At 59.3% G+C, this 25,139-nt stretch carries 23 protein-coding genes and 3 tRNA genes; 19 read left to right on the top strand and 7 right to left on the bottom strand.

Annotated elements, in window-relative coordinates; genetic code table 11:
* Nucleotides 1-16 precede the first annotated feature (16 nt).
* On the top strand, nucleotides 17-373 hold the full coding sequence (locus ACL2XM_RS17875; protein WP_410012174.1) for a DUF4156 domain-containing protein: 357 nt from the start codon (nucleotides 17-19) through the stop codon (nucleotides 371-373).
* A gap of 44 nt (nucleotides 374-417) precedes the next feature.
* On the opposite strand, the gene epmB is transcribed toward ACL2XM_RS17875, so the two are convergent.
* On the bottom strand, nucleotides 418-1,446 hold the full coding sequence (gene epmB / locus ACL2XM_RS17870) for an EF-P beta-lysylation protein EpmB (protein ID WP_410012173.1): 1,029 nt from the start codon (nucleotides 1,444-1,446) through the stop codon (nucleotides 418-420).
* A 40-nt stretch (nucleotides 1,447-1,486) separates the two neighbouring features.
* Between epmB and efp the strand changes: the two genes are divergently transcribed.
* From efp to sugE, 4 genes are all read left to right on the top strand, one after another.
* Nucleotides 1,487-2,053: an elongation factor P gene (gene efp / locus ACL2XM_RS17865; RefSeq protein WP_410012172.1), complete on the top strand. Its 567-nt coding sequence runs from the start codon at nucleotides 1,487-1,489 to the stop codon at nucleotides 2,051-2,053.
* Nucleotides 2,054-2,134: 81 nt separating this feature from the next.
* Nucleotides 2,135-2,272 (top strand): entericidin A/B family lipoprotein, encoded by a 138-nt coding sequence (locus ACL2XM_RS17860; RefSeq protein ID WP_410012171.1) that lies wholly within the window; start codon nucleotides 2,135-2,137, stop codon nucleotides 2,270-2,272.
* Nucleotides 2,273-2,452: 180 nt separating this feature from the next.
* Complete coding sequence (locus tag ACL2XM_RS17855; RefSeq protein ID WP_162364129.1) at nucleotides 2,453-2,584, top strand: entericidin A/B family lipoprotein; 132 nt, start codon at nucleotides 2,453-2,455, stop codon at nucleotides 2,582-2,584.
* 276 nt (nucleotides 2,585-2,860) lie between these two features.
* The gene (sugE, locus tag ACL2XM_RS17850; RefSeq protein WP_410012170.1) at nucleotides 2,861-3,175 is read left to right on the top strand and encodes a quaternary ammonium compound efflux SMR transporter SugE; all 315 of its coding nucleotides are present in this window, start codon (nucleotides 2,861-2,863) and stop codon (nucleotides 3,173-3,175) included.
* 6 nt (nucleotides 3,176-3,181) lie between these two features.
* Here sugE and blc read toward each other — a convergent pair whose 3' ends face one another.
* Nucleotides 3,182-3,706, bottom strand: a complete 525-nt coding sequence (gene blc / locus ACL2XM_RS17845; RefSeq protein WP_413722074.1) for an outer membrane lipoprotein Blc — start codon at nucleotides 3,704-3,706, stop codon at nucleotides 3,182-3,184.
* Nucleotides 3,707-3,873: 167 nt separating this feature from the next.
* Here blc and epmA point away from each other — a divergent pair, with 167 nt between their 5' ends.
* Nucleotides 3,874-4,851, top strand: coding sequence for an elongation factor P--(R)-beta-lysine ligase (epmA, locus tag ACL2XM_RS17840; protein WP_410012167.1), 978 nt, complete (start codon nucleotides 3,874-3,876; stop codon nucleotides 4,849-4,851).
* Between the two features lie 79 nt (nucleotides 4,852-4,930).
* Here epmA and mscM read toward each other — a convergent pair whose 3' ends face one another.
* The 3 genes from mscM to rsgA form a co-directional block, all read right to left on the bottom strand.
* Nucleotides 4,931-8,236, bottom strand: a complete 3,306-nt coding sequence (gene mscM, locus ACL2XM_RS17835) for a miniconductance mechanosensitive channel MscM (RefSeq protein ID WP_413731314.1) — start codon at nucleotides 8,234-8,236, stop codon at nucleotides 4,931-4,933.
* Between the two features lie 29 nt (nucleotides 8,237-8,265).
* Nucleotides 8,266-9,153, bottom strand: coding sequence for an archaetidylserine decarboxylase (gene asd / locus ACL2XM_RS17830; RefSeq protein ID WP_413731312.1), 888 nt, complete (start codon nucleotides 9,151-9,153; stop codon nucleotides 8,266-8,268).
* Between the two features lie 71 nt (nucleotides 9,154-9,224).
* A complete protein-coding gene (rsgA, locus tag ACL2XM_RS17825) occupies nucleotides 9,225-10,271 on the bottom strand; it encodes a small ribosomal subunit biogenesis GTPase RsgA (protein WP_413722077.1) in 1,047 nt (348 codons plus the stop codon).
* Between the two features lie 102 nt (nucleotides 10,272-10,373).
* Between rsgA and orn the strand changes: the two genes are divergently transcribed.
* The 3 genes from orn (at nucleotide 10,374) to ACL2XM_RS17810 (ending at nucleotide 11,432) form a co-directional block, all read left to right on the top strand.
* Entirely contained in the window at nucleotides 10,374-10,919 is a 546-nt protein-coding gene (orn, locus tag ACL2XM_RS17820) for an oligoribonuclease (protein ID WP_413722078.1), read from the top strand.
* Between the two features lie 270 nt (nucleotides 10,920-11,189).
* Nucleotides 11,190-11,264: transfer RNA gene (locus ACL2XM_RS17815), tRNA-Gly, on the top strand.
* 93 nt (nucleotides 11,265-11,357) lie between these two features.
* Nucleotides 11,358-11,432, top strand: a tRNA-Gly gene (locus ACL2XM_RS17810).
* A gap of 148 nt (nucleotides 11,433-11,580) precedes the next feature.
* On the opposite strand, the gene ACL2XM_RS17805 is transcribed toward ACL2XM_RS17810, so the two are convergent.
* Nucleotides 11,581-12,453, bottom strand: coding sequence for a phosphonopyruvate hydrolase (locus ACL2XM_RS17805; RefSeq protein WP_413731310.1), 873 nt, complete (start codon nucleotides 12,451-12,453; stop codon nucleotides 11,581-11,583).
* Nucleotides 12,454-12,872: 419 nt separating this feature from the next.
* On the opposite strand from ACL2XM_RS17805, the gene ACL2XM_RS17800 reads away from it, so the two are divergent.
* Nucleotides 12,873-12,947, top strand: a tRNA-Gly gene (locus ACL2XM_RS17800).
* A 300-nt stretch (nucleotides 12,948-13,247) separates the two neighbouring features.
* Here ACL2XM_RS17800 and queG read toward each other — a convergent pair.
* Entirely contained in the window at nucleotides 13,248-14,387 is a 1,140-nt protein-coding gene (gene queG, locus ACL2XM_RS17795) for a tRNA epoxyqueuosine(34) reductase QueG (protein ID WP_413722080.1), read from the bottom strand.
* Here queG and nnr point away from each other — a divergent pair.
* The 9 genes from nnr (at nucleotide 14,386) to hflC (ending at nucleotide 25,130) form a co-directional block, all read left to right on the top strand.
* Nucleotides 14,386-15,900 carry a bifunctional ADP-dependent NAD(P)H-hydrate dehydratase/NAD(P)H-hydrate epimerase gene (gene nnr, locus ACL2XM_RS17790; RefSeq protein WP_413731309.1) on the top strand — a complete coding sequence of 505 codons (1,515 nt, stop codon included), beginning with the start codon at nucleotides 14,386-14,388 and terminating at the stop codon, nucleotides 15,898-15,900. The two genes, queG and nnr, sit on opposite strands and share 2 nt — an antisense overlap.
* A gap of 9 nt (nucleotides 15,901-15,909) precedes the next feature.
* Entirely contained in the window at nucleotides 15,910-16,389 is a 480-nt protein-coding gene (gene tsaE / locus ACL2XM_RS17785) for a tRNA (adenosine(37)-N6)-threonylcarbamoyltransferase complex ATPase subunit type 1 TsaE (RefSeq protein WP_410012159.1), read from the top strand.
* The gene (gene amiB, locus ACL2XM_RS17780) at nucleotides 16,386-18,101 is read left to right on the top strand and encodes an N-acetylmuramoyl-L-alanine amidase AmiB (RefSeq protein WP_413728899.1); all 1,716 of its coding nucleotides are present in this window, start codon (nucleotides 16,386-16,388) and stop codon (nucleotides 18,099-18,101) included. The genes tsaE and amiB overlap by 4 nt, the downstream gene beginning before the upstream one ends.
* 19 nt (nucleotides 18,102-18,120) lie before the next feature.
* Nucleotides 18,121-20,046 (top strand): DNA mismatch repair endonuclease MutL, encoded by a 1,926-nt coding sequence (gene mutL, locus ACL2XM_RS17775; RefSeq protein ID WP_413731307.1) that lies wholly within the window; start codon nucleotides 18,121-18,123, stop codon nucleotides 20,044-20,046.
* A gap of 4 nt (nucleotides 20,047-20,050) precedes the next feature.
* Nucleotides 20,051-20,983 carry a tRNA (adenosine(37)-N6)-dimethylallyltransferase MiaA gene (gene miaA / locus ACL2XM_RS17770; RefSeq protein ID WP_410016631.1) on the top strand — a complete coding sequence of 311 codons (933 nt, stop codon included), beginning with the start codon at nucleotides 20,051-20,053 and terminating at the stop codon, nucleotides 20,981-20,983.
* 115 nt (nucleotides 20,984-21,098) lie between these two features.
* Nucleotides 21,099-21,410, top strand: a complete 312-nt coding sequence (hfq, locus tag ACL2XM_RS17765; protein WP_331121869.1) for an RNA chaperone Hfq — start codon at nucleotides 21,099-21,101, stop codon at nucleotides 21,408-21,410.
* Nucleotides 21,411-21,506: 96 nt separating this feature from the next.
* Nucleotides 21,507-22,787 carry a ribosome rescue GTPase HflX gene (gene hflX / locus ACL2XM_RS17760; protein ID WP_410012156.1) on the top strand — a complete coding sequence of 427 codons (1,281 nt, stop codon included), beginning with the start codon at nucleotides 21,507-21,509 and terminating at the stop codon, nucleotides 22,785-22,787.
* A gap of 57 nt (nucleotides 22,788-22,844) precedes the next feature.
* Entirely contained in the window at nucleotides 22,845-24,110 is a 1,266-nt protein-coding gene (gene hflK / locus ACL2XM_RS17755; protein ID WP_410012154.1) for an FtsH protease activity modulator HflK, read from the top strand.
* A 3-nt stretch (nucleotides 24,111-24,113) separates the two neighbouring features.
* On the top strand, nucleotides 24,114-25,130 hold the full coding sequence (gene hflC, locus ACL2XM_RS17750) for a protease modulator HflC (RefSeq protein ID WP_410012153.1): 1,017 nt from the start codon (nucleotides 24,114-24,116) through the stop codon (nucleotides 25,128-25,130).
* The last annotated feature ends 9 nt before the right edge of the window (nucleotides 25,131-25,139 follow it).

The raw sequence follows: 25,139 nt of genomic DNA, 5'->3' as shown, positions 1-25,139 counted from the left end.
CTATTCGAGGATAACGATGCGAATCAAATTTTTACTCTGTCTTGGTGCGGGCACTTTATTATTAGCGGGATGTGCCACTACTAATGAACTGTCCGCCGCGGGGCAGTCGGTGAAGTTCACCGAAGACCAGCCGGGCAGTAATTGCCAGGCGCTGGGCACGGTTACCGGCACGCAAAGCAACTGGTTGTCGGGGCAGGGCGGCGAAGGCAGCTCCATGCGCGGCGCGGCCAACGATCTGCGCAATAAAGCGGCGGCCATGGGCGGCAACGTTATTTATAAGGCCGCCAGCCCGGTCGGCTTTACGGAAACCTATCTCTCGAGTTTTGCCCCGCTGGACAGCAAGATCCAGGGCCAGGTCTATAAATGCCCGTAGCCGCTGGCTTCCTGATGCCGCCCGGCGGCGTCGGGAAGCACGGCTTAGCGCTGGCGTAGTTTTAAATCAAGCAGGGTTTTGCTGTTTTCCCCGCCGATCTCCCGCGCCAGCCGCGGCACCAGATAGCCCGAGACCTTCAACAGTAATTGCTGCATAATCTCCCGGGCTTCATGGTCATCCACCATAAAGTGCGCCGCGCCCTGTACCCGATCTAAAACATGCAGATAATAAGGCAGTATGCCGGCGTCAAACAGCGTTTCGCTCAGGGTCGCCAGCGTATCGGCGTTATCATTTACCCCCCGCAGCAGCACGCTTTGGTTGAGCAGCGTCACCTGCGCCATGCGCAGGTGTGTCATACTCTCGCGCAGCGGCAGGTCAATCTCGTTGGCATGATTGATATGGGTGACCAGCACGACATTGAGACGGCTGCCGGCCAGGCGCCGGCAAAGAGCGGGGGTGATGCGCGCCGGGATAACCACCGGCAAACGGGTATGGATGCGCAGGGTGCGCAGATGGGGAATGGCTTCCAGCTGGCCGATAAGCTCGTCCAGCTCATGATCCTTGGCCATCAGCGGATCGCCGCCGGAAAAAATAATCTCGTTCAGCTGCGGGTGCTGCCGGATATACTCCAGCGCCCCTGACCAATTGGCCCGGTTGCCCTGGTTATCCTGATAGGGGAAATGGCGCCTGAAGCAATAGCGGCAGTTAACCGCGCAGCCGCCCTTGACCAGCAGCAAGGCGCGGTTACGGTATTTATGCAGCAGGCCCGGTACTACGGATTGCTGTTCTTCCAGCGGATCGGTGCTGAAACCGGGCACCTGCAGAAATTCCTCGCGTAGGGTGAGGACCTGCCGCAGCAGCGGGTCGGCCGGATTGCCCGGCTCCATGCGCGCCACGAACGCCCTGGGCACCCGTAACGGGAATAACCGCCGCGCCGCCGCGCCATCGCGCAGGTCCGGATGGTCGCTGAGTTGCAATTGTTGCAAAAGTTCGATGGGATCGGTAATGACATCGGCAAGTTGACGCAACCAATCTTCTCTAGTTGGGGTGTTTCGGGTTACAATATCTGCCATTTTTTTGGCTTAACGACCACGTAATATTAAGAGGACCACCATGGCGTCTTATAGTACCAATGAATTCCGTTCCGGTCTCAAAATCATGCAGGACGGCGAGCCGTGCGCGATCATTGATAATGAATTCGTAAAACCGGGCAAAGGCCAGGCGTTCAACCGCGTGCGCATCCGTAAACTGATTTCCGGCAAGGTGCTGGAAAAAACGTTTAAATCCGGTGATTCCGTCGAGGCGGCCGATGTCATGGATATGAACCTGACTTACCTGTACAACGACGGTGAGTTTTGGCATTTTATGAATAACGAGACTTTTGAGCAACTGGCCGCCGATAAGAAAGCGGTGAGCGACGCCGCCAAATGGCTGGTCGAGCAGGCCGAATGCGTGCTGACCCTGTGGAACGGCGAGCCCATCGCCGTCACGCCGCCCAACTTTGTCGAGCTGGAAATCATCGAGACCGACCCAGGCCTGAAGGGCGACACCGCCGGCACCGGCGGCAAGCCCGCCACCCTGACCACCGGCGCGGTGGTAAAAGTACCGCTGTTCGTGCAGATTGGCGAAGTGATCAAAGTGGATACCCGCTCCGGCGAATACGTATCCCGCATCAAATAACCGTTCAACCGGCATGCCCTGAGGCGTTATCAGGGTCAGGGCAGGCCGGGCGTTTTCAGGCGTGCGGGGAATCCGGCGATTATGTTAGGAAAAACAGTTAAACTGATCGTTATCTCATTAGTCATGTCAGCGACGCTGAGCGGTTGCAATACCGCGCGCGGCTTCGGTGAAGATGTGCAACACCTTGGCGGCGCTATTACGCGTGGTGCCAGCAAGTAGCTCGCAGACATCGTGCAGCCAACATCCAGGACATTTTCCAGTAAATAGTCCTAAAAGTGCGCAACCGGCCATATGTTTAGTATGTTTTGCCGGTTTTTTACTATGCTTAAAAGGCAAGCTTTTATCCACAGCAGTGCTATTTCATTTAGACAAAAAGTGATTCTACAAAAGGAAATCGTTATGTTGAAGAAAAGTATAATTGCCCTTTTATCTGTTCTGGTGTTGTCCTCATTAACGGCTTGTAATACCACCCGCGGCGCCGGTGAAGATATTTCGGCAGGCGGACAGGCCGTACAGCGGGCTGCACAGTAATATACACGGCTGTATTCAGCTAATGCCTCTGTATCCTGGTGAAATAGCCGCTGTCAGCGGGTTATCGGGGAATGAGAACCGATAGTGACAGCGGTGTCGGACTATGACGCGGTCATTTTGATTAAAATGACCGTTTCGTCACATTTAACTAATCGATTAATTAAATTCATTGGTCATTTTGCTAACGGCGGCATAAGATTATCCTTCCTTAGCAGGACGACCTGGTAAGCTGTCTTTTCTTCTGGGGACGACCCCATCGTTATGAGGTCGTCTCACATGTCATGGTTATTACTTATCCTCGCCGGCCTGCTGGAAACTGTCTGGGCCATCGGCCTGAAATATACCGAGGGATTTACCCGCCTGCTGCCAAGCGTGGTGACGCTTATCGCGATGATCATCAGCATCACGCTGCTGGGCCTGGCCATGCGCACGCTGCCGGTGGGTACCGCCTATGCCGTCTGGACCGGGATAGGCGTGGTCGGCACGGTTATCGTCGGCATGCTGTGGCTGGGTGAACCCGCACATTGGCTGCGCATCGCCAGCCTGGCGATGATTATGCTGGGGATCCTGTGCCTGAAGCTGTCGCATTAGGCCGTTTCAGGATTGATCCACCCAGATAAGCCGGTCCACCGCAAAACCCAGCCGGGCGGCGGTAGCGACCAGGTGGTCGCGCGTGGCCTGCGGCAGCGTTTTGGCGCGGGCCAGGATCCAGAGATAATCGCGGTTGGGGCCGCAGACCAGGGCGTAATCATAGCCTTCATCCAGCGCGATCACATGGTAGCCGCCATAAAAAGGGCCGAAAAACGAGACCTTAAGCGAGGCCCGCTGCGGCGAAGCCAGGAAATAGGCTTTGCCGTTGCTTTGCCGGAAGCGTTGCGTGGCCGGGGAATAGCCTTTATTGATGACGTCGAGGCCTCCGTCGTCCCGCAGGCTATACTGCGCCGTGACATGATCGAGTCCGGTTTCGAAACGGTGATCCAGCCGGGCGATTTCATACCAGGTGCCCAGGTAGCGGTTAACATCGAACTTCTCCACCGGCCGGACGCCCGACGGCGGGTTGACGCTGCACGATAGCGACAGTAAGGACGAGGCGACCAGCGCGACGGTTCTCCATAGGGACATACATACTCCATCAATAGCCTGCCTGAACGGTAAGTGTACACCCATTGGCGGTATGCAGGCGGTAAAGCGGCAACCCGCGGACGATGCAGGCGACCGGATTGAACAAGGTTTGTCTGCCTGAACGGATAAAGGTAGACTTCATCCCCTGTTTAACGGGAGAAAAAGTTATGAGCGAAATGGCAAGCTGGTTACCGAGCGCCCCCATCGCTAATCTATTAAAAAGAGCGGTGGTGATGACCCAGCTCCGGCGGTTTTTTACCGACCGCGGGTTACTCGAAGTGGAAACGCCGGCCATGAGCCAGGCCACCGTCACCGATATTCATCTGGTGCCCTTTCAGACGCATTATGTCGGGCCGGGCGCGGCGCAGGGGCTGCCGCTCTATTTGATGACCAGTCCTGAATACCATATGAAACGCCTGCTGGCGGCCGGCAGCGGGCCAATATTCCAGATAGGGCGCAGTTTTCGCAACGAGGAATCCGGCCGGCACCATAATCCCGAGTTCACCATGCTGGAATGGTATCGTCCCCACTACGATATGTATCGCCTGATGAATGAAGTGGACGATCTGCTCCAGCAAATCCTTGATTGCGACAGCGCGGAAACCCTGTCCTACCAGCAGGTGTTTATCCGCCATATCGGCATCGATCCCCTGTCGGCCGACAAGGCGCAGCTGTGCGAGGCCGCCGCCAAACTCGAGCTGTCCGGCATTGCCACGGTCGAGGAGGATCGCGATACCCTGCTGCAGTTATTGTTTGCCATGGGCGTGGAACCCCACATCGGGCGTGATAAACCGACGTTCGTTTACCATTTTCCCGCCACCCAGGCCGCGCTTGCGGAAATCAGTACCGAAGACCACCGGGTGGCCGATCGTTTTGAAGCCTATTTCAAAGGTATTGAACTGGCTAATGGTTTTCGCGAGCTCACCGACGCCGCGGAGCAACGCCAGCGGTTTACCCAGGATAACCGCAAGCGCGCCGCGCTGAACTTGCCGCAGCAGCCCATTGATGAAAACCTGCTGGCGGCGCTGGCGCACGGCATACCGGAATGCTCCGGGGTGGCCTTGGGGGTGGACCGGCTGGTGATGCTGGCGCTGAAGGCGGACAGCCTGTCCGAGGTTATCGCATTCCCGGTCGAGCGGGCCTGATCGCCGTCTTTGGCTCAACAACGGGCATGTTGCGCCGCCGCGCCCGTGCCATCAGGCCGGCGGGAAAGTACCTGTGCGGCTACAGGGACCCGGATCTGAACGTCGTTGCGCCTTTGGCGGTTTCCATGCGCACCTGGAAAGGCGGGAACGGCATTTCCAGGCCGTGTTCGCGGTAGCCTTCAAGAATCAATTGGTTCAGCTGATGGCGCAGCGGCATGCGGTGGCCCATTTCCGCCGCGTGCACCCGCAGATCGAATAGCATAATCCCCTGCTGTAAATCCACCAGATAGGCTTCCGGCGCCGGGTTATCCAGCACCAGCGGACAGCGCTGCGCCGCCTGGGTCAGGATGCGGGTGACTTCTTCGCTGTCGGCGTCCGGAGGCGCCGGGATGGTCAGCACGATACGGGTGACGGAATCCGATAGGGACCAGTTAACAAACTGCTCGGTGACAAAAGCCTTATTCGGCATGATAATTTCTTTGCGATCCCAATCGGTGATGGTGGTGGCCCGGGTATTGATGCGGGTGATATTGCCGGTCAGGTCGCGGATGGTCACGGTATCGCCGATGCGGATCGGTTTTTCAAACAAGATGATCAGGCCGGAGATAAAATTGGCGAAAATTTCCTGCAGCCCGATGCCCAGGCCGACGGTGAGCGCCGCCACCAGCCACTGCAATTTCGCCCATTCGATGCCGATCCACGAAAAACCGATCAACGCACCAATCAGCATCAGCATATATTTGGTGATGGTGGTAATCGCATAGCCGGTGCCCGGCGTCAGCACCAGATGCTGCAGCAGGGCCAGTTCCAACAGGGCCGGCAGATTCCTGACCAGCTGGGTGGTGATGATCAGCACCAGCACCGCGACCAGCACCGAGGCCAGCGAAATCGACTGGATCCCTTCCTCGCCCTTGATGGTGGAACTCACATCCCACAGCTGGATATTTTCCAGGAAGGCAAACGCCGAATGAATCTCCGACCATAACCAGATAACCGACACCAGGGCGATAAGCGTCAGGAGGGATCGCACCAGACGCAGCGACTGGGCGCTGATAACGTCCAGGTCGACTATCGGCTCATCCACTTCGGCGGCGGCTTCGGAAAGCTGCGACGGCGACAAATCCTCCTCGTGACGGGCGCGTTGCGCCAGCATTTCCGCGCGGCGCTGCTTGGCGCGCTCAAAGGCGATGCGCCGCCGCTGGATAAACATCCAGCGGCGGATGATATGGTAAATAACCAGCAGGAAAAACCAGATCGCCACCGAGGTTTCCAGCCGCGCCAGCAGGTCCTGCGCCGTGGCGAGATGGCCTAGCAGGGCGGCAATCGCCGCGACCAGCGGCGCGCACAGCATCAGGTTCCACAGGGTGCGGTTGACCACGTTGTCCCCGGTGCCGGATTTATCCAGGTAAAGCGGGATGCCGGCCCGTTTCAGGCTGCTGGTCACCAGGCTCAGGGCCGCGCACAGCAGGACAAAGCACAGGCGGCCCAGGGTACTGGAGAATTCGCGGTCATTAAGATTATCGAAGGTGATCAGGGCCATGATCAGCGGCACGATAAGGCCGATGGCCAGTGAATAATAACGCATCGCCCGCGCCACCCGTTTCTCCGGCCAGCCGAGATGCACGATAAACAGACCGCGCGCATGGGCAAAGTGGGCGCTGACCATAAACAGCCACAGCACCGGCACCGTGGCGATCACGCCGTCGCCGATGGCTACCGCCACCGGATAAGGCCACGCATGCTGCAGGCCATAGCCCAGCGCCGCCCACAGCACCGGCAGGGGAAGGGCGGCGGCTATCGACCAGAACACGGTGCGCAGCGTCAGGTAAAAATAGTCTTGATTGACCTTGCCGACCTTACTGGCCGAGCGCTCGAGGAAGGCGTGGTAATGACGGCGGGAACTGATGCTGAAACCGACCAGCGCGATGGCGCAGAACAGCGGGATCAGCGTCTCCTGGCTGGTCGCCATCATGACCATGGCGCCGCTGAGCTGGGTGGCGGTATCCAGCGAGACCAAACGCCTGAGATCCTGGGCCACGTGGAGCGGAAACGCGAGGGTGACCGGGCTGACGTCCGCCACCCAGAACAGATAGCGGTGCGCCGCTTCCCGGATTTCCGCCATGGCGTCCACCAGCTGGCTGTTGGCTACCTTGAGCTTCGTCATTTCCAGTATCTGGTTATCGTAGCCGGACAACAGGGAATTGAGCAGCTCGCGCTGGGTACGCAGCTGCGCGTCCAGGATGCGCCGCTGCTCGGGCGTCAGCGGCGATCCGTCGTCCTGCTTGCTTTGATCCAGCTGGGGACGTTTGTTCATCAGATCTTCATAATGCAGGCGGCTTACGCGCAGCTGGGCCATATCGCTGTCGAGCTGCTGCGGTTTGGGCAGATCCGGCAGGCGCGACACCTGGGCGCGCAGCGTCTCGCCGAGCGCCGGCGAATCCCCCAGCCATTGCGCCTGCTCGCGCAGGGTGCTCAGCGCTTGCCTGACCTGCAGCGCCTGCGCCGCGGCCTGGCGCTGCTGGGAGGCGATTAAATCCATACGCTGCGCCTGCTCGTTAAGCGCCACCGACAGTTCGCGGTTTATCTGCAGTTGGCTGGTGATGACGGCGGGCAAGTCGCCGCTTTGCTCCGCCAGCTGTTCTGTGCGCTCCAGCGCGCGCTCCGCCTCCTGCTGGCGGAGACTGTTGAGCCGAAAGCGCAGCGCCTGCAGGTCCATATCCACCCGGTCGTGGCGTTTTTTCAGCATATCCATCCGCAGGCGCGACAGTTCCTGGCGGTTGTTGGCGCTCAGTTGCGCCAGCTCCAGTTCGTTGACCCGCGCCCGCCGCGCGGCGGCTTCCGCCTGGATCTGCATGAGGTGCGCCTGCGCCAGCGGCGTGGCGGCGCTGGCGCTCTGTGCCTGCAGCCGCTGTTCGCTATCGCTCAGGGCCCGGCGCGCTTCGGTTTGCTGTTGCGGCAACTGGCCCAGCGAGTCGCTGATTTCCCGGGCCTGTTCCTGCTCCTGTTGCAGTTGACGCGCCAGTTCCTGCAGGTCGCTGCTGGTCTGCAGCACGCGCTGCTCCAGTTCGCTTAGCGAGAGTTTGCCGCTGACGTCGGCGGCTTTGTCCGGTTCGCTGTCGCGTTGATCGCGCAGTTCCCGCGTCAGTTGAGGGAAATTGTCGATGGCGCTGCGATATTGTCCGGCGCGCGCGGCGGATACCTTGCCGTCGTTGATAGACGAAAGCGCGCCCTGGAGGGCGTCGATGATTTCCGCTTGATTCGCCGCGCCCTTATTCGCTTCCGCCTGCTGAAGTTCTTTTTTAACCTGGGCTTCGTCGGGAAAAGCGGCGGCGAATGACGGGGCGGCGAGCAGCCACCCCAGCAATAGGATGATAATCGGGCGCAATCGGGTTCTCTCTGGTTGCTCCGGGCCGGTTAAGGCAACGGACTGTCCGCCTGGGCGATGCCGGTGGCGAGACGTTCGCCGACGCGGGTTGCCGCGCGACTGTGAAGATGATCGCCCAGGGAAACGCCGCCTTTGGCAAAAAGGTTCACCACCGTGGAGCCAAGCTTAAACCGCCCCATCTCCTGGCCTTTCAGAAATACCACCGCACCGTCTTCATCCGCCGTCGGATAGCGCCAGCGCTTGATAATGCCGTCGCGCGGCGGCGTCACCACGCCGGACCAGGTGGTCTCGATACTGCCGACAATGGTGGCGCCGACCAGGATTTGCGCCATCGGTCCAAAATCGGTGTCGAATACGCAGATCGCCCGTTCGTTGCGGGCGAACAGGTTCGGTATATTGGCCGCGGTCAGCGGATTGACCGAAAACAGCTCGCCCGGCACATAAATCATTTCCCGCAGGATGCCGTTGCAGGGCATATGCACCCGGTGATAATCGCGCGGCGCAAGATAGGTGGTGACAAACGCGCCGTCGCGAAAGAGCTCGACCAGATGCTCGTTGCCCGCCAGCAGCGCTTCCAGGCTATAGTGATGCCCCTTGGCCTGAAAAACCTGTTCGCCCGCTATCGGTCCCGATTGGGAAATGATACCGTCCGCCGGCATGACCAGCGTGTCGGGATCGCTGTCGATGGGACGCGCGTCATCGCGCAGCGGCCGGACAAAAAAAGCGTTGAAAGTAGGATAGGCCGACGTATCGGGCTGCTGCGCTTCCTGCATATCCACCCGGTAAACCCGCACGAACAGATCGATGACCAGTTTCGTCAGCCAACCTGCCTGCAGTTCGGCCCCCCAGCCGGCCAATTGGGTCAGCCAACGCTTGGGCAATAAATACTGCAATGCTATTTTGATCCTATCGAGCACAGAAACCTCGTACATGCGTGGGTGAAACAACAACGAACCGGGAGAAATTGTAGCGGCGCTCAGGATAAATGTCAGTGATCCGTTTCGGAAAAGGATTTACGTGTTTTTACCTGCGACATGCTGTCGAGTATCTGATGATAATTCTCGAAACGAATGGCGGAAATGTCGCCGCTCTCCACGGCGGCGCGGATGGCGCAGCCCGGATCGGTATCATGCCGGCAGTCGCGGAATTTACAGTTGCCCAGATACGGCCTGAATTCAATAAATCCCTGGGTGACCTGTTCTGGTTCCAGATGCCATAAGCCGAATTCCCGCACGCCGGGGGAGTCGATAACCTGGCCGCCGCTTTTGAAATGATACATGCGCGCCGTGGTGGTGGTGTGCTGGCCGAGTCCCGAGTTATCGGACACGGTATTGACCACGATCTGCGCGTGTTCAGGAGGCAGCAGGGCATTAAGCAAGCTGGATTTGCCCACCCCGGACTGCCCCGCGAAGATGCTGATGCGATCCGTCAATGCCGCCTCAAGCCCTGCCATCCCCTCGCGCGTCTGGCTCGATACCATCAGCACGCGATAGCCTATCCGGCTGTAGACTTCCATGGTGGCGTCCACCCAGGCCCGTTCCTTTGCGTCCAGCAGATCGATTTTATTGAGTACGATCAGCGGTTCAACCTCCACTGTCTCGCAGGCCACCAGATAGCGGTCGATAATGTTCACCGACAGCTCCGGCAAGATGGCCGATACAATCACGATTTGGTTCATATTGGCGGCGATGGGCTTGACGCCGTCGTAAAAATCCGGCCGCGTTAGCACCGAAGTCCGGGGATGAATCGCCTCGATAATGCCCTTGATGCCCGATGAGGCCTCGCTGCCGGGCCGCCAGACCACCCGATCGCCGGTCACCACCGAGCCCAGCGTGCGGCGCAGGTTGCAGCGGTGTATGATACCGTCCGCGGCTTCCACGTCGGCGTGCATGCCGAAGCGGCTGACGACCGTGCCTTCCTGGGCCTGGCCTAAAAGCGAGTCATCCCAATCGACGCCGCGATCGGTTCTCAGGCGGCGCTGATGATTTGCCTGTACGCGCCGCTGCTGGCCTTTGGACAGTTTATTTTTAGTCACCGTGCCTCACTTGTAGCTCATGAATCGCCCGTGGCGATGAAAACGTCTATGATACACAGTATTCTAACAGAAACGCCGTGAAACCTTAGCAACGAGAAAATCATGCCGGTAAATGACAACAACCTGATTTGGATCGATCTGGAAATGACCGGGCTTGATCCCGAACGCGATCGCATTATTGAAATCGCCAGCCTGGTGACGGACGCCAACCTAAATATCCTGGCGGAAGGCCCGGTATTGGCCGTGCATCAGACGCAAGAGCAACTGGCCGTCATGGACGAGTGGAACGTGCGCACCCATACCGCCAGCGGCCTGGTGGAACGCGTCCGGGCCAGCCGTATCGACGAGGACAGTGCGGTGGCGTTAACGCTGGCGTTTCTGCGGGAATGGGTGCCCGCCGGGAAATCGCCCATCTGCGGCAACAGCATCGGCCAGGACCGTCGTTTCCTGTTCCGCTATATGCCGGAACTGGAGGCCTATTTCCACTATCGTTACCTGGATGTCAGCACGCTTAAGGAACTGGCCCGGCGCTGGAAACCGCAAATCCTGGAGGGGCTGACCAAAAACAGCAGCCACCAGGCCCTGGATGATATCCGCGAGTCGGTGGCGGAACTGGCCTATTACCGCGAGCATTTTATTCGTCTTTGATTATTTATCGCCGGCGCCGCGCCGCTCACTGGCCGCGCGGATAAGCCGCTGATGTTTCATTGATTGCCGGTAAAAACGCCATATTGCTGTTTTTATCGGCAGTTGAGCGAAAAGCGCAGATTTTTGCCCGTCGGGGCTTGCAGGGAAAATGTTTTCTCGTATAATGCGCTCCCCGTACCGGTGCAAAATATTGTCGTGGCCGCGTGCGTAATCGGAATATAGCGTCAGCGATAGACGTGGACTTTATCACTCGGTGATAGAGCATAAAAAGCGGGAATAGCTCAGTGGTAGAGCACAACCTTGCCAAGGTTGGGGTCGCGAGTTCGAGCCTCGTTTCCCGCTCCAAACATTGCAACATCGGGTTTCGTCGGCATGACAAAACGCGATGCATAAAGAAAAAATGCCTTCCGGCATAAAAAAGTGATTCAGAATAACAATGCGGGAATAGCTCAGTGGTAGAGCACAACCTTGCCAAGGTTGGGGTCGCGAGTTCGAGCCTCGTTTCCCGCTCCAATTAGTACGTCGCGGGCGCCCGTTCAGGGCGGTGACGGATAGATGCCACAGGGCGAAAGCCCTGTGGCATTTTTCATTGCAGTCCCGGCACGCCACCCGATATTCCTCCCCGCAGGCAGGCCATACCACGGTCAGCACCGTGAACGCCTCAGCGCAAAAAGCGTTTTTCAATAGCGCGCATATAAGCATCCCCTTGCCAGGTGATGATATCCTTGACCGCGGGAAGGGTGGCGTCGACATTCTGTATGCCGCCGTCACGGCGGATCTGCGCGAACACGGCGCGCATCGCGCCCGCGGCGGCGCGAATGGCGTGATTGCCGTAGATCACGATGCCCACCTTGCCGCTGGCGGCGATATCGGCCTCGGTAAGCTGTGGATACGCCGTGGGCACCAGCACCAGGGGAACCCGGCCTGTCCAGGCGGCGATAAAGGCCAGGATCTCGTCGGGCGTCTTCTGCCTGGAGTGGATCAGGATGGCGTCCGCGCCGGCTTCCTCATAGGCTGCGGCGCGGCGCAGGGCCTCGTCCTGGCCCAGCCCCGCGATCAGCGCCTCCACGCGGGCGATAACGACAAAATCCTTGTGCCGCCGGGCGGCGACCGCGGCGCCGATCTTGCCCTGGAATTCCTCGATGCGCACCAGTTCCTGGCGGCCCTGCGCGCGCAGGCTGGTGTCCTTGGGAAAGGTCTTGTCTTCCATCACCACGGCCGCTGCGCCGGCGGCCTCGTATTGCGGAATGATGTAGCTGACGTTCACCGCATTGCCGAAGCCGGTGTCGATATCGGCGATAAGCGGCGTCGACACGGTGGCGGCGATGGCGCGCATCATCTCCAGATGGGTGCCCATCGACAGGATGTTGGCATCGGGCACCGCATAGCTCGCCGACAGTTCAAAGCCGCTGCCCCAGATACCGTCAAAACCCGCTTCCTCGGCAAGCCGCGCCGCCAGCGGATTGTGCGCGGCCATGGCGGTAAACAGGCGGCGGCTGTCGAGCGCCGCGCGCAGGGTGTTGGATGTGTGCATTGGTATAGTCCTGATAGCAGTTGACGTGGTTGGATGTTACAAAAAGCAAGGCAATTCGCCAAGGGAATAAGGCCGGCGGCCGGCCCGTCCCGGATAACGGTTCAGGTCGCAGGTCGCGCGCCGTAATGTAAACGCACCACCCGCCCTTCCGTTGCCGTAACGGGTAAAGCGCCGTCTACGGTTCGCCGGGGAGAGACAATAAATTTCCGCCGAGTTATTGACTCTCTTAGGGTATCAGTCCATAATCTCGTCCATTCCTGAGCGGGGATTTGTAAAAAAAGCTTTCTATTTCAAATGGTTGAAAGCAGCTGTTTCGAAAAGGCGCCTTTGCTCGGCAGACGTTTTTTATCGGCGGTCGACGTGATGACCCAGGGTCATTCCCGCAACAGACAGCCAGACGTTACTCAGTCACACATAAAGCGGGAATAGCTCAGTGGTAGAGCACAACCTTGCCAAGGTTGGGGTCGCGAGTTCGAGCCTCGTTTCCCGCTCCAACATCAAAATCCGCTTACATTCAATGGCTATCATGCATTTGCGCATCGCGGCGGTTACAGCGCGGGCCAAAATGTTTTGAACAGAGTTATCCACAGCGCAGCCTCGTAATAATAATTTTCCCTTACCAGTGTTCAGATCAAAAGAAAAGTTTAGTCCTTTGATATTTATCAATTAAAATTTATTTAAAAACGTCGGTGGCGCCTATTGCCTTTTTTAGCGTGCTTGATTGCCAACGGTTTTTTAATTTTATCCACAGGCGGGAATTTTTAAAACATTGCGCTATAATCAGCTGCCGCGGCTTACGCGTCGCGAACTAAACCCTTTTCAATCGCCCTTACCAGCCGCTTTTGCTGCGCGGTCTGTACGCTGACCGTCCCGGCGTCCCGCCGCAGCAGTTGCTGATCGATGGCCCAGCGTATATGCACGTCAAGCATGGCGTTTTCGCCCAGCCGTTCCCGCAGGGCGAGCACGACATTATCTTCATAAGGGGCATTGCCCAGGGCTACCGCCACGTTGCGCAGCCAGCGCAAATGGCCGATGCGCCTGATGGCCGACCCTTCGGTAACGCGCAGGAACCGCGCCTCGTCCCAGGCAAACAATGCCAGTAATTCCGGGGTATGCAGTACCGCCCGGGGGCTGAAGTCCGGCTCGTCGGTTAATTGGGAAAAACGGTTCCACGGGCAGATTAGCTGGCAATCGTCGCAACCGTAGATGCGGTTGCCAATCAGCGGACGCAGCGCCTCGGGGATCTCGCCGTCCAGTTCGATGGTAAGATAAGAAATGCAGCGGCGCGCATCCACCTGGTAGGGCGCGACAATGGCGCCGGTGGGGCAGGTGGTCATGCAGGCGACGCAGCGCCCGCATTGTTCCTCCTGGGGCTGGTCTACCGGCAGGGGCAAGTCGATGAGTAATTCCCCGAGGAAAAACCAGGAGCCGGCCTCGCGATTCAAGATTAGCGAGTGTTTACCAACCCAGCCGATGCCGGCCTTGGCGGCCAGGGGGCGCTCCATGATCGGCGCTGAGTCGACAAACGGCCGAAAGTTTACCCCTTGGCACCAATCCTGAATTTTGTTGCCCAACTGCTTAAGACGCTGACGTAAAACCTTGTGATAGTCGCGTCCCAGCGCATAGCGGCTAACATAACCCATACGGGGATTATTCAGGGTACGGGCAAAGGCGGCCCCGGCCGGCAGGTAATTCATCCTGACGCTGATGACCCGCAGGGTCCCGGGCAGCAATTCATGGGGGCGCGCGCGCAGCATGCCGTGACGGGACATCCAGGCCATTTCGCCGTGATACTGGTTGTCCAGCCAGGTTTGCAAGGCGGGCTCATGGGCGGCCAGATCGGTATCGCAGATGCCGACCTGTTGAAAACCCAGTTCCCGCCCCCATTGCTTGATAAGCCGGGCTAATTCCAAAAGATCAAAAGGGTATGACATGGCGGACCATAAAAAGAAAACAAGCTCTGCAAGTTTACCACATTCCGTCTACGGGGCGGAGTGGCTGCGGGGCTGGGAACCGGAGGCGGCGGATCTCGCCGGGGTAACGCTGTATGAATTAATGGAGCGCGCGGGGGCCGCCGCCTGGCGCGCCCTGAGCTGGCTTTATCCGTTTGCCGGCCATTACCTGATCCTGGCCGGCCACGGCAATAACGGCGGCGACGCCTACGTGGTGGCGCGCCTGGCCCGGTCGCAACGCAGGCAGGTAACGCTTATCGAGTGTAAGGGGATCCACTCGCTGCCGGAACAGGCCCGGCTGGCGCGCCAGGCGTGGCTGGATGCCGGCGGGACTGTCCTGGGGGCCGACGCCGTCTGGCCGGAGCGAACGGACGTGATTATCGACGGTTTGCTGGGCACCGGCCTGGCGGCGGCCCCGCGCGCGCCTTATAGCACCCTTATCGCGGCGGCTAACGGCCATGCCGCCCCGGTCGTCGCGCTGGATATTCCCTCCGGCCTGAATGCGCAAACCGGCGCGGTGGCGGGGGCGGTGATAAACGCGGCGCATACCCTGACTTTTATCGCCCTCAAGCCCGGTTTGCTGACCGGCAAAGCGCGCAGCGTGACCGGACGGCTACACTATGACGACCTGGGACTGGCGCCCTGGCTGGCGCGCCAGGCGCCGGTTATGGAACGGCTGACCGCTTCGCAGCTGACGCGCTGGCTCACACCGCGCGATCCCTGTTCCCATAAAGGGGATAACGGGCGTTTACTGATCGTCGGCGGCGATCGCGGCCTGTCCGGCGCCATTCGCATGACCGGAGAGGCGGCGCTGCGCGCCGGCGCCGGCCTGGTGCGGGTACTGACCCGTGAGGAAAATATCGCATCGTTGCTGACCGCCCGCCCGGAACTGATGGTCGAGCCCCTTAACGACGCGTCCCTGCGCCAGGGGCTCGAGTGGGCGGACGTCATTGTCATCGGCCCGGGACTGGGCCAGACGGAGTGGGGGAAAAATGCGCTGCGCGTTGTGGAAAACTGCACTAAACCTATGTTGTGGGATGCGGATGCGCTTAACCTGCTGGCATTCAACCCACAGAAACGTCACAATCGTATTATCACCCCGCATCCCGGGGAGGCCGCCCGCCTGCTGAATACTAAGGTAGGCGACATTGAAAGTGACCGCTTACTCGCGGCGAAAAATATCATTAAACGGTACGGCGGCGTGGTGGTCCTGAAAGGCGCCGGCACGCTTATTGCCGACGATGAAGGCCGCATGGCCGTCGCCGATGTCGGTAACGCCGGCATGGCCTCGGGCGGCATGGGCGATCTGCTGTCGGGCATTATCGGCGGTTTGCTGGCGCAGAAACTGCCGCTGTATGAGGCGGCCTGCGCCGGCTGTGTCGTGCATGGCGCCACCGCCGACCAGCTGGCGGCGGAAAAAGGAACGCGGGGTATGCTGGCCACGGATTTGCTGCCCGCGTTATCTCAATTTGTTAATCCTGAACGTATCGCATAGAAATCAGACATGGACAAACGTGTATTACCTTTGCCGGACGAAACGGCGACCATAGCATTAGGCGCGGCGCTGGCCGCGGCCTGCCGACAATCCTGTGTGATTTATCTCTATGGCGATCTGGGCGCCGGCAAAACAACGTTTTGCCGCGGTTTTTTACGCGCCCTGGGCTACGCGGGCAATGTGAAAAGCCCGACATACACCCTGGTCGAACCTTATGAATTAACGCCGAGGACGGTCTATCATTTCGACCTTTACCGTCTGGCGGATGCTGAAGAACTGGAGTTTATGGGCGTGCGTGATTATTTCGATCAGGATGCCCTGTGCCTGGTGGAATGGCCCCAAAAAGGCCAGGGAATACTGCCTGACGCCGATATCGTCCTGTCGCTTGAGTATGTCGGCGCCGGGCGCCAGGCGCAGCTGGAGCCCCGATCCGATCGCGGCGCGCATATCCTGGCGCGGCTGGCGTCACGCCGGGAAAATCATTCATGATGCTGAAGATCAGGACGATTTTATTCATTGTGTTCGGGTGCCTGATGGGACAGGCGTTAGCGGCAAACCTCAGCGATATCAATGTGACCAACGGCGACGAGCGCTCGACGGTGACGCTGGGTTTTGCCGCGCAGCCGGTGTATGCCTTCTTTTCCTTGCACAATCCGGAACGGGTGGTGGTGGATATCCGCGATAGCGCCGTGGCCCAAGGGCTGCCGCTGAACTTTAACGGCCAGAACATCATCAGCCGCATTCGCAGCAGCCAGGCGCCCGACGCGCAGAGTATCCGGCTGGTATTTGAACTGACGCGCAAATCGCGCGTGCAGGCCGCCGCCGCACAAGAGAACGGCCGCTATACCCTGGTCTTTACCTTGACCGGACAGCCCCGGCCGGCGCAGGCCAGGCCCGCGCAGGTTACCCCGTCGCCAAATCGCGCGCGCGTTACCCGCGCGGCGTCCGGCGAGGCGACGCCGGCGGCGCAGGACAATCCGTTTGACGGCGCGCCCGCCAACGCGGCGCCTGCCGCACGGGGACCGCGGCGCGCGGTGGCGTCCGGCGATCGGGTGGTGGTGGCCATCGATGCGGGGCACGGCGGGCAGGACCCCGGCGCCATCGGGCCAAACGGCCTGAAGGAGAAGAATGTCACCATCGCCATTGCCCGCAAACTGAAAGCGCTGCTGGATGCCGATCCGATGTTCAGGCCGGCGCTGACCCGCGACGGCGATTATTTTATCTCGGTCATGGGCCGCTCCGATGTGGCGCGTAAACAGGGCGCCAGCGTGCTGGTGTCGATACATGCCGATGCCGCGCCAAACCGCAGCGCCAACGGCGCGTCGGTCTGGGTCTTGTCCAACCGCCGCGCCAATAGCGAAATGGGCAACTGGCTGGAACAGCATGAAAAGCAATCGGAACTGCTCGGCGGCGCGGGGGATTTGCTGGCCAACAGCGCCGCCGATCCGTATCTCAGCCAGGCGGTGCTGGATTTGCAGTTCGGCCATTCACAGCGGGTAGGGTACGACGTCGCCACCCGGGTGCTGCGGCAGTTGCGCAACGTCGGCTCGCTACATAAAGCGCGGCCGGAGCACGCAAGCCTTGGAGTATTGCGCTCACCGGATATTCCATCGCTTCTGGTGGAAACCGGTTTTATCAGCAATACCGGCGAAGAGCGGTTGCTGGGCAGCAGTGATTACCAGGATAAAATTGCCAACGCCATTTATCTTGGCCTGCGGGCGTATTTCGCGTCGCATCCGCAGCAAAACGGTCCGAAGCTGGAAAACCGGCCGCAGGGCGTCAGTTCGGCGATGGATGCCGGCGCCAGCGGCGTGCAGGCGGTGTCGCAATCCACCGCCGGCGCGGTACAGCCCGCGGGCGGCGCGGCGGCATCGGCAACGGTGACCCGCCATACCGTGCAACGGGGCGAGACCCTGTCCGGCATCGCGGCGCAATATGGCGTCAGCATGGCCGCGCTGCGCGATCTGAATAAACTGAAACGGGATGTCGTCTGGGTAGGACAGCGGCTGAAAATTCCGGCGGGCGCCGTGCCGCAACAAACGCAGGCCGCCCGCGCGCGCCGTCATAAAGTGGCGGTGGGGGATTCGCTGACCGGCATTGCCGCAAAATATGGGGTGCGCAGCGATACCCTGAAACGCGTTAATAAGCTTAAATCCGATAATGTCATGTTAGGTCAGACGTTGATTATTCCACCCGCATAATGCCAGAGGTAATGCCGTCATGCCCATTCAGGTGCTGCCGCCACAGCTAGCCAACCAGATCGCCGCGGGCGAGGTGGTGGAACGACCCGCGTCCGTGGTGAAGGAACTGGTGGAAAACAGCCTGGACGCCGGGGCCACCCGCATCGATATCGATATTGAAAAAGCCGGCGCCAGGCTTATCCGCATCCGCGATAACGGCTGCGGCATCGATAAAGACGAGCTGGCGCTGGCGTTGGCGCGCCACGCCACCAGTAAAATTGTTACGCTCGACGATCTCGAGGCGATCGTCAGCCTGGGTTTTCGCGGCGAAGCGCTGGCCAGCATCAGCTCTGTGTCGCGCCTGACCCTGACCTCGCGCACCGAGGCGCAGAGCGAAGCCTGGCAGGCCTATGCCGAAGGCCGCGATATGGACGTGACCCTGAAGCCGGCCGCGCATCCGGTGGGCTCGACGGTGGAAGTGCTGGACTTATTTTACAATACGCCGGCGCGGCGCAAATTTATGCGCACCGAAAAAACCGAGTTCGCCCATATCGACGAGGTGGTAAAACGCATCGCCCTGGCGCGTTTCGACGTGAGCTTTACCCTTACGCATAACGGCAAGCCGGTGCGGCAATATCGCGCGGTGACCCAGGAAGCCCAGCATCTGCGCCGGCTGGGCAGTCTGTGCGGACCGGCTTTTGTGCAGCGCGCGCTGGCGGTGTCGTGGAGCCATGGCGATCTGACCATTCGCGGTTGGGTGGCCGACCCCCGCGGCGGCGGCGAGCTGCCGGAAATGCAATATTGTTACGTTAACCAGCGCATGATGCGCGATAAGCTGATTAACCATGCCATCCGCCAGGCCTATCTGGAGCAACTGACCGAAGGCCAGCAGCCGGCGTTTGTGCTGTATCTCGAGGTGGACCCGCATCAGGTGGATGTCAACGTCCATCCGGCCAAGCATGAGGTGCGTTTCCACCAGGCGCGCCTGGTGCATGACTTTATTTACCAGGCCATTATTTCGGTGCTGCAACAAAGCGCCGCGCCGGCGCTGCCCCTCAATGACGAGGCGCAATCCGCCGCGCACTGGTCGCCGGAAAATCGCCAGGCCGCGGGTAAAAATACCCTGACCGCCCCCGCCACGGCGCCGCTATTCCCCGCCGCCGAACGCCCGGGGCGCGCCGGCGGCCCGGCCCGGGGGGCCGTGTCTGCGGGGGCGACCGGCAGGGGCGCCCTGCGCGAACCGGCGGCGGCTTATCCCGCCGGCCCCGGTTACCAGAAAAAAGAGGGCGAATTATACCGGCGGCTGATCCAGCCGGGCGCGCCGGCGCGGGAGGATCGCGCGGCAGGGGCGCGTGATGCGCGCCAAACCGCGGCGCTGCCGTCGACCGCCGCGCCGGATGATACCGGCGACGCGCAGAGTTTCGGCCGGGTATTGTCCATCTACCCGCCCTGTTATGCCCTGGTGGAATTTCGCCGGCGCCTGGCGCTTATCGCGCTGCCGGTGGCGGAGCGCTGCCTCAAGCGCCGGCAGTTGACGCCGGAGGGCGAAGGGCTGCGCGCGCAGCCGCTGTTGATTCCCTTGCGCATGGCGCTGCAAGAGCCCGAAGTGGCCGCCTACCATCGCCATCAGGCTTTATTGACTGAACTGGGTATTCAATTGCAGGTTCATCAGCTTCAGGCCACGCTTAATGGCGTACCTTTACCATTACGCCAACAAAATTTACAAAACTTGATTCCAGAACTGTTAGGCTATCTGTCGGGAAAGGAAGCGGTTTCCACCGACATTATCGCCGGCTGGATCGCCGGCCGGTTGAGCAGCGAGCAGCATGACTGGAGCCTTTCCCAGGCAATCCAACTGCTCGCCGAGGTAGAGCGGCTGTGTCCGCAATGGGTTAAAAATCCGCCCGGCGACCTGCTGGTGATGCTGGATCTCGAGGCCGCCGTAGAGGCCCTGAAGCATGAGTGACGTGATGAACGACGCGCACCGTCCCACGGCCCTGTTCCTGATGGGGCCGACCGCCTCGGGTAAAACCGCCTTGGCCATGGCGCTTTGCCGGCATTTGCCCGTAGAGATCATCAGCGTGGATTCGGCGCTGATCTATCGTGGCATGGATATCGGCACCGCAAAACCCGGACCGGAAGAACTGGCGCAGGCGCCGCATCGGCTCATCGACATTAAAGATCCGGCGCAAGCCTACTCGGCAGCGGATTTTAGCCGAGATGCGCTGCAGGCGATGTCAGAAATCACCGCATCCGGACGTATGCCGTTACTGGTTGGCGGTACAATGCTCTATTTCAAGGCGTTGCTCGAGGGATTATCCCCCTTGCCCCCGGCAAATCCTGAAATTAGGGAACGTATCGCCCTGGAAGCGGGTCTTAAGGGATGGGAGGCTATGCATCGTCAGTTGCAGACGATTGATCCGGTGGCGGCAACGCGTATTCATCCTAATGATCCCCAGAGACTGTCCAGAGCACTGGAAGTTTTTTTCGTTTCAGGTAAAACTCTAACGGAACTGACGAAAATATCTGGCGAAGCATTGCCTTATCGGGTTCATCAGTTTGCGATTGCGCCGCAAAACCGCGAAGAGTTGCATCAGCGTATCGAGCAACGTTTCCACCAGATGCTGGCCGCCGGTTTCGAGCAGGAGGCCAGGGCGCTTTACCTGCGCGGAGATTTGCACGCCGATCTGCCCTCCATCCGTTGTGTGGGTTATCGCCAGATGTGGTCATATCTCTCAGGTGAAATCGATTACGATGAAATGGTGTTTCGTGGGATTTGCGCAACCCGTCAGTTGGCCAAGCGCCAAATGACATGGTTGCGCGGTTGGCGGTCAGTGCACTGGCTCGATAGTGATAAGCCCCATTCAGCCTTAGATACGGTATTACAGGTTGTTAGTGCATAGGTCGGGTGATTGTGTACAATTGAAAAGTACTGAACGCGTTTTTTTTTTACATCGTTAATTTTAGAGCCACACATGGTTCTTGTTACAAACAACAAGCACATAAGGAAAAGATAGAATGGCTAAGGGGCAATCTTTGCAAGATCCGTTCTTGAACGCATTGCGTCGGGAAAGGGTTCCGGTTTCTATTTATTTGGTGAATGGTATCAAATTGCAGGGCCAGATTGAGTCATTTGACCAGTTTGTCATTTTGTTGAAAAACACGGTTAGTCAGATGGTTTATAAGCATGCCATTTCTACGGTAGTACCATCGCGTGCGGTGTCGCATCACAATAACAATCCGGCCAGTGGTGCCAGCAGCAGCAATTATCATCATGGCAGCAATCCTGCGGCGCCTGCACAGCCCCAGGAAAGTGATGACGTCGAATAAGGCGCATCCGGCTTAACCATACCGCGGTGCTTTAGCGTGTCGCTGACGCTAAGGCTCCGTTACAACTGCGGATTATCCGTTTGAGAGGTTGTACGCTTGTTTGACCGTTACGATACCGGTGAGCAGGCCATACTGGTTCACATTTTTTTCTCACAAGACAAAGACACGGAAGATCTACAGGAATTTGAGTCGCTGGTATCTTCCGCCGGGGTAGAAGCGTTGCACGTCATCACCGGGAGCCGCAAGGCACCCCACCCCAAATATTATGTCGGTGAGGGAAAGGCCGTTGAAATCGCCGAAGCGGTTAAAACCAGTGGTGCGTCTGTTGTATTATTCGACCATGCGTTGTCGCCGGCCCAGGAACGAAATCTTGAGAGCCTGTGCCAATGCCGTGTTATCGACCGAACCGGACTGATTCTGGATATCTTCGCGCAGCGCGCGCGTACCCATGAGGGTAAGCTGCAGGTTGAGCTGGCGCAATTGCGTCATCTTGCCACGCGCCTGGTGCGGGGATGGACCCACCTTGAGCGGCAAAAAGGCGGTATCGGTTTGCGCGGGCCGGGTGAAACCCAGCTTGAAACCGACCGCCGGTTATTACGCAACCGCATTACCCTGATACTCTCGCGCCTGGAGCGGGTGGAAAAAACGCGCGAGCAGGGGCGCCGCGCCCGCAACCGCGCCGATGTCCCCACGGTATCGCTGGTGGGATACACCAATGCCGGTAAATCCACCCTGTTTAACCGGCTGACCCAGGCGGGGGTGTATGTCGCAGACCAGTTATTCGCCACCCTTGACCCCACGCTCAGGCGTATAGAAGTCGACGATGTCGGCGATACGGTCCTGGCGGATACCGTCGGTTTTATCCGCCATTTGCCCCATGATCTGGTGGCGGCGTTTAAGGCCACGCTGCAGGAAACGCGCGAAGCCACTTTATTGCTGCATATCGTGGATGCGTCGGATGTGCGCAGCCAGGAAAATATCGCCGCCGTGGATGCGGTGCTGGCTGAAATAGACGCGGATGAAATACCGGAATTATTAGTCATGAATAAAATCGATATGCTGGACGATTTTGTGCCGCGTATCGATCGCAATGAGGAAAATGTGCCGGTACGGGTATGGTTGTCCTCCCAGACCGGCGAAGGAATTCCGTTGCTTTTTCAGGCGCTGACCGAGCGCCTGTCGGGCGAGATTGCTCAGCACGAGCTGCGCTTGCCTCCGCAGGCGGGACGTCTACGCAGCAGGTTCTACCAGCTTCAGGCAATTGAAAAAGAATGGATCGAAGACGACGGCAGCATGGGTTTGATAGTCCGGTTACCCATCATCGACTGGCGTCGTCTTTGCAAGCAGGAAAACGAGTTGGCGGACTATCTTGTCTGACCGTCCTTTGGGAACAAAAGCCTGAAGACTACTAATTAAGTAAAATGGAGCTAAAACATGGCGTGGAATCAGCCCGGTAATAACGGACATGACCGCGACCCGTGGGGGAGCAGCAATAATAATAGCGGCAACTCTGGCGGAAATAATAATAAAGGCGGACGTGAACAAGGACCTCCCGATTTGGACGATATCTTCCGTAAGCTCGGCAAGAAGCTGGGTGGGTTCGGCGGCAAGAAGTCACCGGATAGCACCGGCGGCGTCAGCGGTCCCGCGCGCGGCGGCCGTTATGTCGGTCTCGCTGTCCTGGCGGTGGTCATCATCTGGGCCGGCAGCGGTTTTTATACCATCAAGGAAGCGGAGCGCGGGGTTGTCACACGTTTTGGCAAATTCGATCGCCTGGTCCAGCCCGGCCTGAACTGGAAACCCACCTTTATTGATCAGGTGGTGGCCGTGAACGTCGAATCGGTACGGGAGCTGGCCGCCTCCGGCGTGATGCTGACCGCCGATGAAAACGTGGTGCGCGTGGAAATGAACGTGCAGTACCGGGTTACCGATCCCGAGCGCTATCTGTTCAGCGTCACCAATGCCGATGACAGCCTGCGCCAGGCAACCGACAGCGCCCTGCGCGGCGTGATCGGCAAATACACCATGGATCGTATCCTCACCGAGGGTCGTACCGTGGTCAGAAGCGATACGCAGCGTGTGCTGGAAGAAACCATCCGTCCTTACGACATGGGCATTACCCTGCTGGACGTCAACTTCCAGGCCGCCCGCCCGCCCGAGGAAGTCAAAGCCGCGTTTGACGATGCCATTGCCGCCCGCGAAAACGAGCAGCAGTATATTCGTGAAGCCGAAGCCTACGCCAATGAGGTGCAGCCACGCGCCAACGGCCAGGCCCAGCGCATCCTTGAGGAAGGCCGCGCCTACCGGACCCGCACCGTGCTGGAGGCACAAGGCGAGGTGCAGCGTTTCGCCAAGCTGTTGCCTGAATACAAAGCCGCGCCGGAAATTACCCGCGAGCGTCTTTACATCGACTCGATGGAGCGTTTATTGAGCCATACCCGTAAAATTCTGGTGAACGATAAAGGCGGCAACAATGTGATGGTGCTGCCGTTGGATCAACTGCTGCGCAATCCGCCGGCCCCCGACGCCAGCCGTAAGGATACCAGCGCCAGTACCCTGCTGCGCCTGCCGCCGCTGTCCGTCAACGCCGCTGGAGTGGCGGAGCCGGGCCAGAATGAAAACAGCGGTTCCGGTTCCGTCATGGACCAGCGCAGGGCCAACGCCCAGCGTGACACCACCACTCGCGTAGGGAGGGAATAACCGATGCGTAAGCCTTTAATCCTTATTGTTGTCGTGGCGCTGGTGGTGTTGTACGCCTCGTTGTTCGTGGTGCAGGAAGGCCAGCGCGGCATCGTGCTGCGCTTTGGCAAGGTATTGCGCGATAGCGAAAACAAGCCGGAAATCTTCTCGCCCGGCCTGCATTTCAAGATTCCGTTTATCGAAACGGTAAAAACCCTTGACGCGCGTATCCAGACCATGGAAAACCAGGCCGATCGTTTCGTCACCATGGAAAAGAAAGATCTGATTGTCGATTCCTATATCAAATGGCGTATCAGCGACTTCAGCCGGTATTACCTGGCGACGGGCGGGGGCGATGTGTCCCAGGCCGAGGTGCTGCTGAAACGTAAATTCAGCGACCGGTTGCGTTCCGAACTGGGCCGTCTGGACGTGAAAGGGATCGTTACCGATTCGCGTAACCGTCTGATGACCGATGTGCGCGAGGCGCTTAACAGCGGGACCGCGGGCGACGGCGAGGTGGAAACCACCGCGGCGGATAACGCTATCGCGTCGGCGGCGGCGCGTGTGGAACGGGAAACCAAGGGCGCGCAGCCGGCGGTGAACTCGAACAGCATGGCGGCGCTGGGTATCGAAGTGGTGGATGTGCGTATTAAGCAGATCAGCCTGCCGGCCGAAGTGTCGGACGCCATTTTCCAGCGGATGCGGGCGGAGCGTGAGGCGGTAGCCCGTCGCCATCGCTCGCAGGGACAGGAAGAGGCGGAAAAGCTGCGCGCCGCCGCGGACTATGAAGTGACCCGTACGCTGGCGGAGGCTGAGCGTACCGCGCTTATCACCCGAGGCGAGGCCGATGCGGAAACCGCCCGGCTGTTTGCCGACGCGTTTAGCCAGGATCCGGCGTTCTTCGCTTTTATCCGCAGCCTGCGGGCTTACGAGAACAGCTTTAGCAGCAATAACGACATCATGGTGCTGAGTCCGGATAGTGATTTCTTCCGATTTATGAAATCACCGGCCACGACCACCACGACGCCGTTGGGTCGTTGAGTTGCTAAA

This window comes from Sodalis sp. RH20 (genome assembly GCF_047324205.1).
In the GTDB taxonomy this organism is placed as follows: Bacteria; Pseudomonadota; Gammaproteobacteria; order Enterobacterales; family Enterobacteriaceae; genus Acerihabitans.
This window is presented reverse-complemented; position numbering and strand designations above follow the sequence as displayed.

What these genes read in the sequence shown, in the direction of transcription:
- ACL2XM_RS17875 (WP_410012174.1), top strand. Translation starts at nt 17, where the DNA reads ATGCGAATCAAATTTTTACTCTGTCTTGGTGCGGGCACTTTATTATTA.
- epmB (WP_410012173.1), bottom strand. Translation starts at nt 1,446, where the DNA reads ATGGCAGATATTGTAACCCGAAACACCCCAACTAGAGAAGATTGGTTG.
- efp (WP_410012172.1), top strand. Translation starts at nt 1,487, where the DNA reads ATGGCGTCTTATAGTACCAATGAATTCCGTTCCGGTCTCAAAATCATG.
- ACL2XM_RS17860 (WP_410012171.1), top strand. Translation starts at nt 2,135, where the DNA reads ATGTTAGGAAAAACAGTTAAACTGATCGTTATCTCATTAGTCATGTCA.
- ACL2XM_RS17855 (WP_162364129.1), top strand. Translation starts at nt 2,453, where the DNA reads ATGTTGAAGAAAAGTATAATTGCCCTTTTATCTGTTCTGGTGTTGTCC.
- sugE (WP_410012170.1), top strand. Translation starts at nt 2,861, where the DNA reads ATGTCATGGTTATTACTTATCCTCGCCGGCCTGCTGGAAACTGTCTGG.
- blc (WP_413722074.1), bottom strand. Translation starts at nt 3,706, where the DNA reads ATGTCCCTATGGAGAACCGTCGCGCTGGTCGCCTCGTCCTTACTGTCG.
- epmA (WP_410012167.1), top strand. Translation starts at nt 3,874, where the DNA reads ATGAGCGAAATGGCAAGCTGGTTACCGAGCGCCCCCATCGCTAATCTA.
- orn (WP_413722078.1), top strand. Translation starts at nt 10,374, where the DNA reads ATGCCGGTAAATGACAACAACCTGATTTGGATCGATCTGGAAATGACC.
- ACL2XM_RS17805 (WP_413731310.1), bottom strand. Translation starts at nt 12,453, where the DNA reads ATGCACACATCCAACACCCTGCGCGCGGCGCTCGACAGCCGCCGCCTG.
- nnr (WP_413731309.1), top strand. Translation starts at nt 14,386, where the DNA reads ATGGCGGACCATAAAAAGAAAACAAGCTCTGCAAGTTTACCACATTCC.
- queG (WP_413722080.1), bottom strand. Translation starts at nt 14,387, where the DNA reads ATGTCATACCCTTTTGATCTTTTGGAATTAGCCCGGCTTATCAAGCAA.
- tsaE (WP_410012159.1), top strand. Translation starts at nt 15,910, where the DNA reads ATGGACAAACGTGTATTACCTTTGCCGGACGAAACGGCGACCATAGCA.
- amiB (WP_413728899.1), top strand. Translation starts at nt 16,386, where the DNA reads ATGATGCTGAAGATCAGGACGATTTTATTCATTGTGTTCGGGTGCCTG.
- mutL (WP_413731307.1), top strand. Translation starts at nt 18,121, where the DNA reads ATGCCCATTCAGGTGCTGCCGCCACAGCTAGCCAACCAGATCGCCGCG.
- miaA (WP_410016631.1), top strand. Translation starts at nt 20,051, where the DNA reads ATGAACGACGCGCACCGTCCCACGGCCCTGTTCCTGATGGGGCCGACC.
- hfq (WP_331121869.1), top strand. Translation starts at nt 21,099, where the DNA reads ATGGCTAAGGGGCAATCTTTGCAAGATCCGTTCTTGAACGCATTGCGT.
- hflK (WP_410012154.1), top strand. Translation starts at nt 22,845, where the DNA reads ATGGCGTGGAATCAGCCCGGTAATAACGGACATGACCGCGACCCGTGG.
- hflC (WP_410012153.1), top strand. Translation starts at nt 24,114, where the DNA reads ATGCGTAAGCCTTTAATCCTTATTGTTGTCGTGGCGCTGGTGGTGTTG.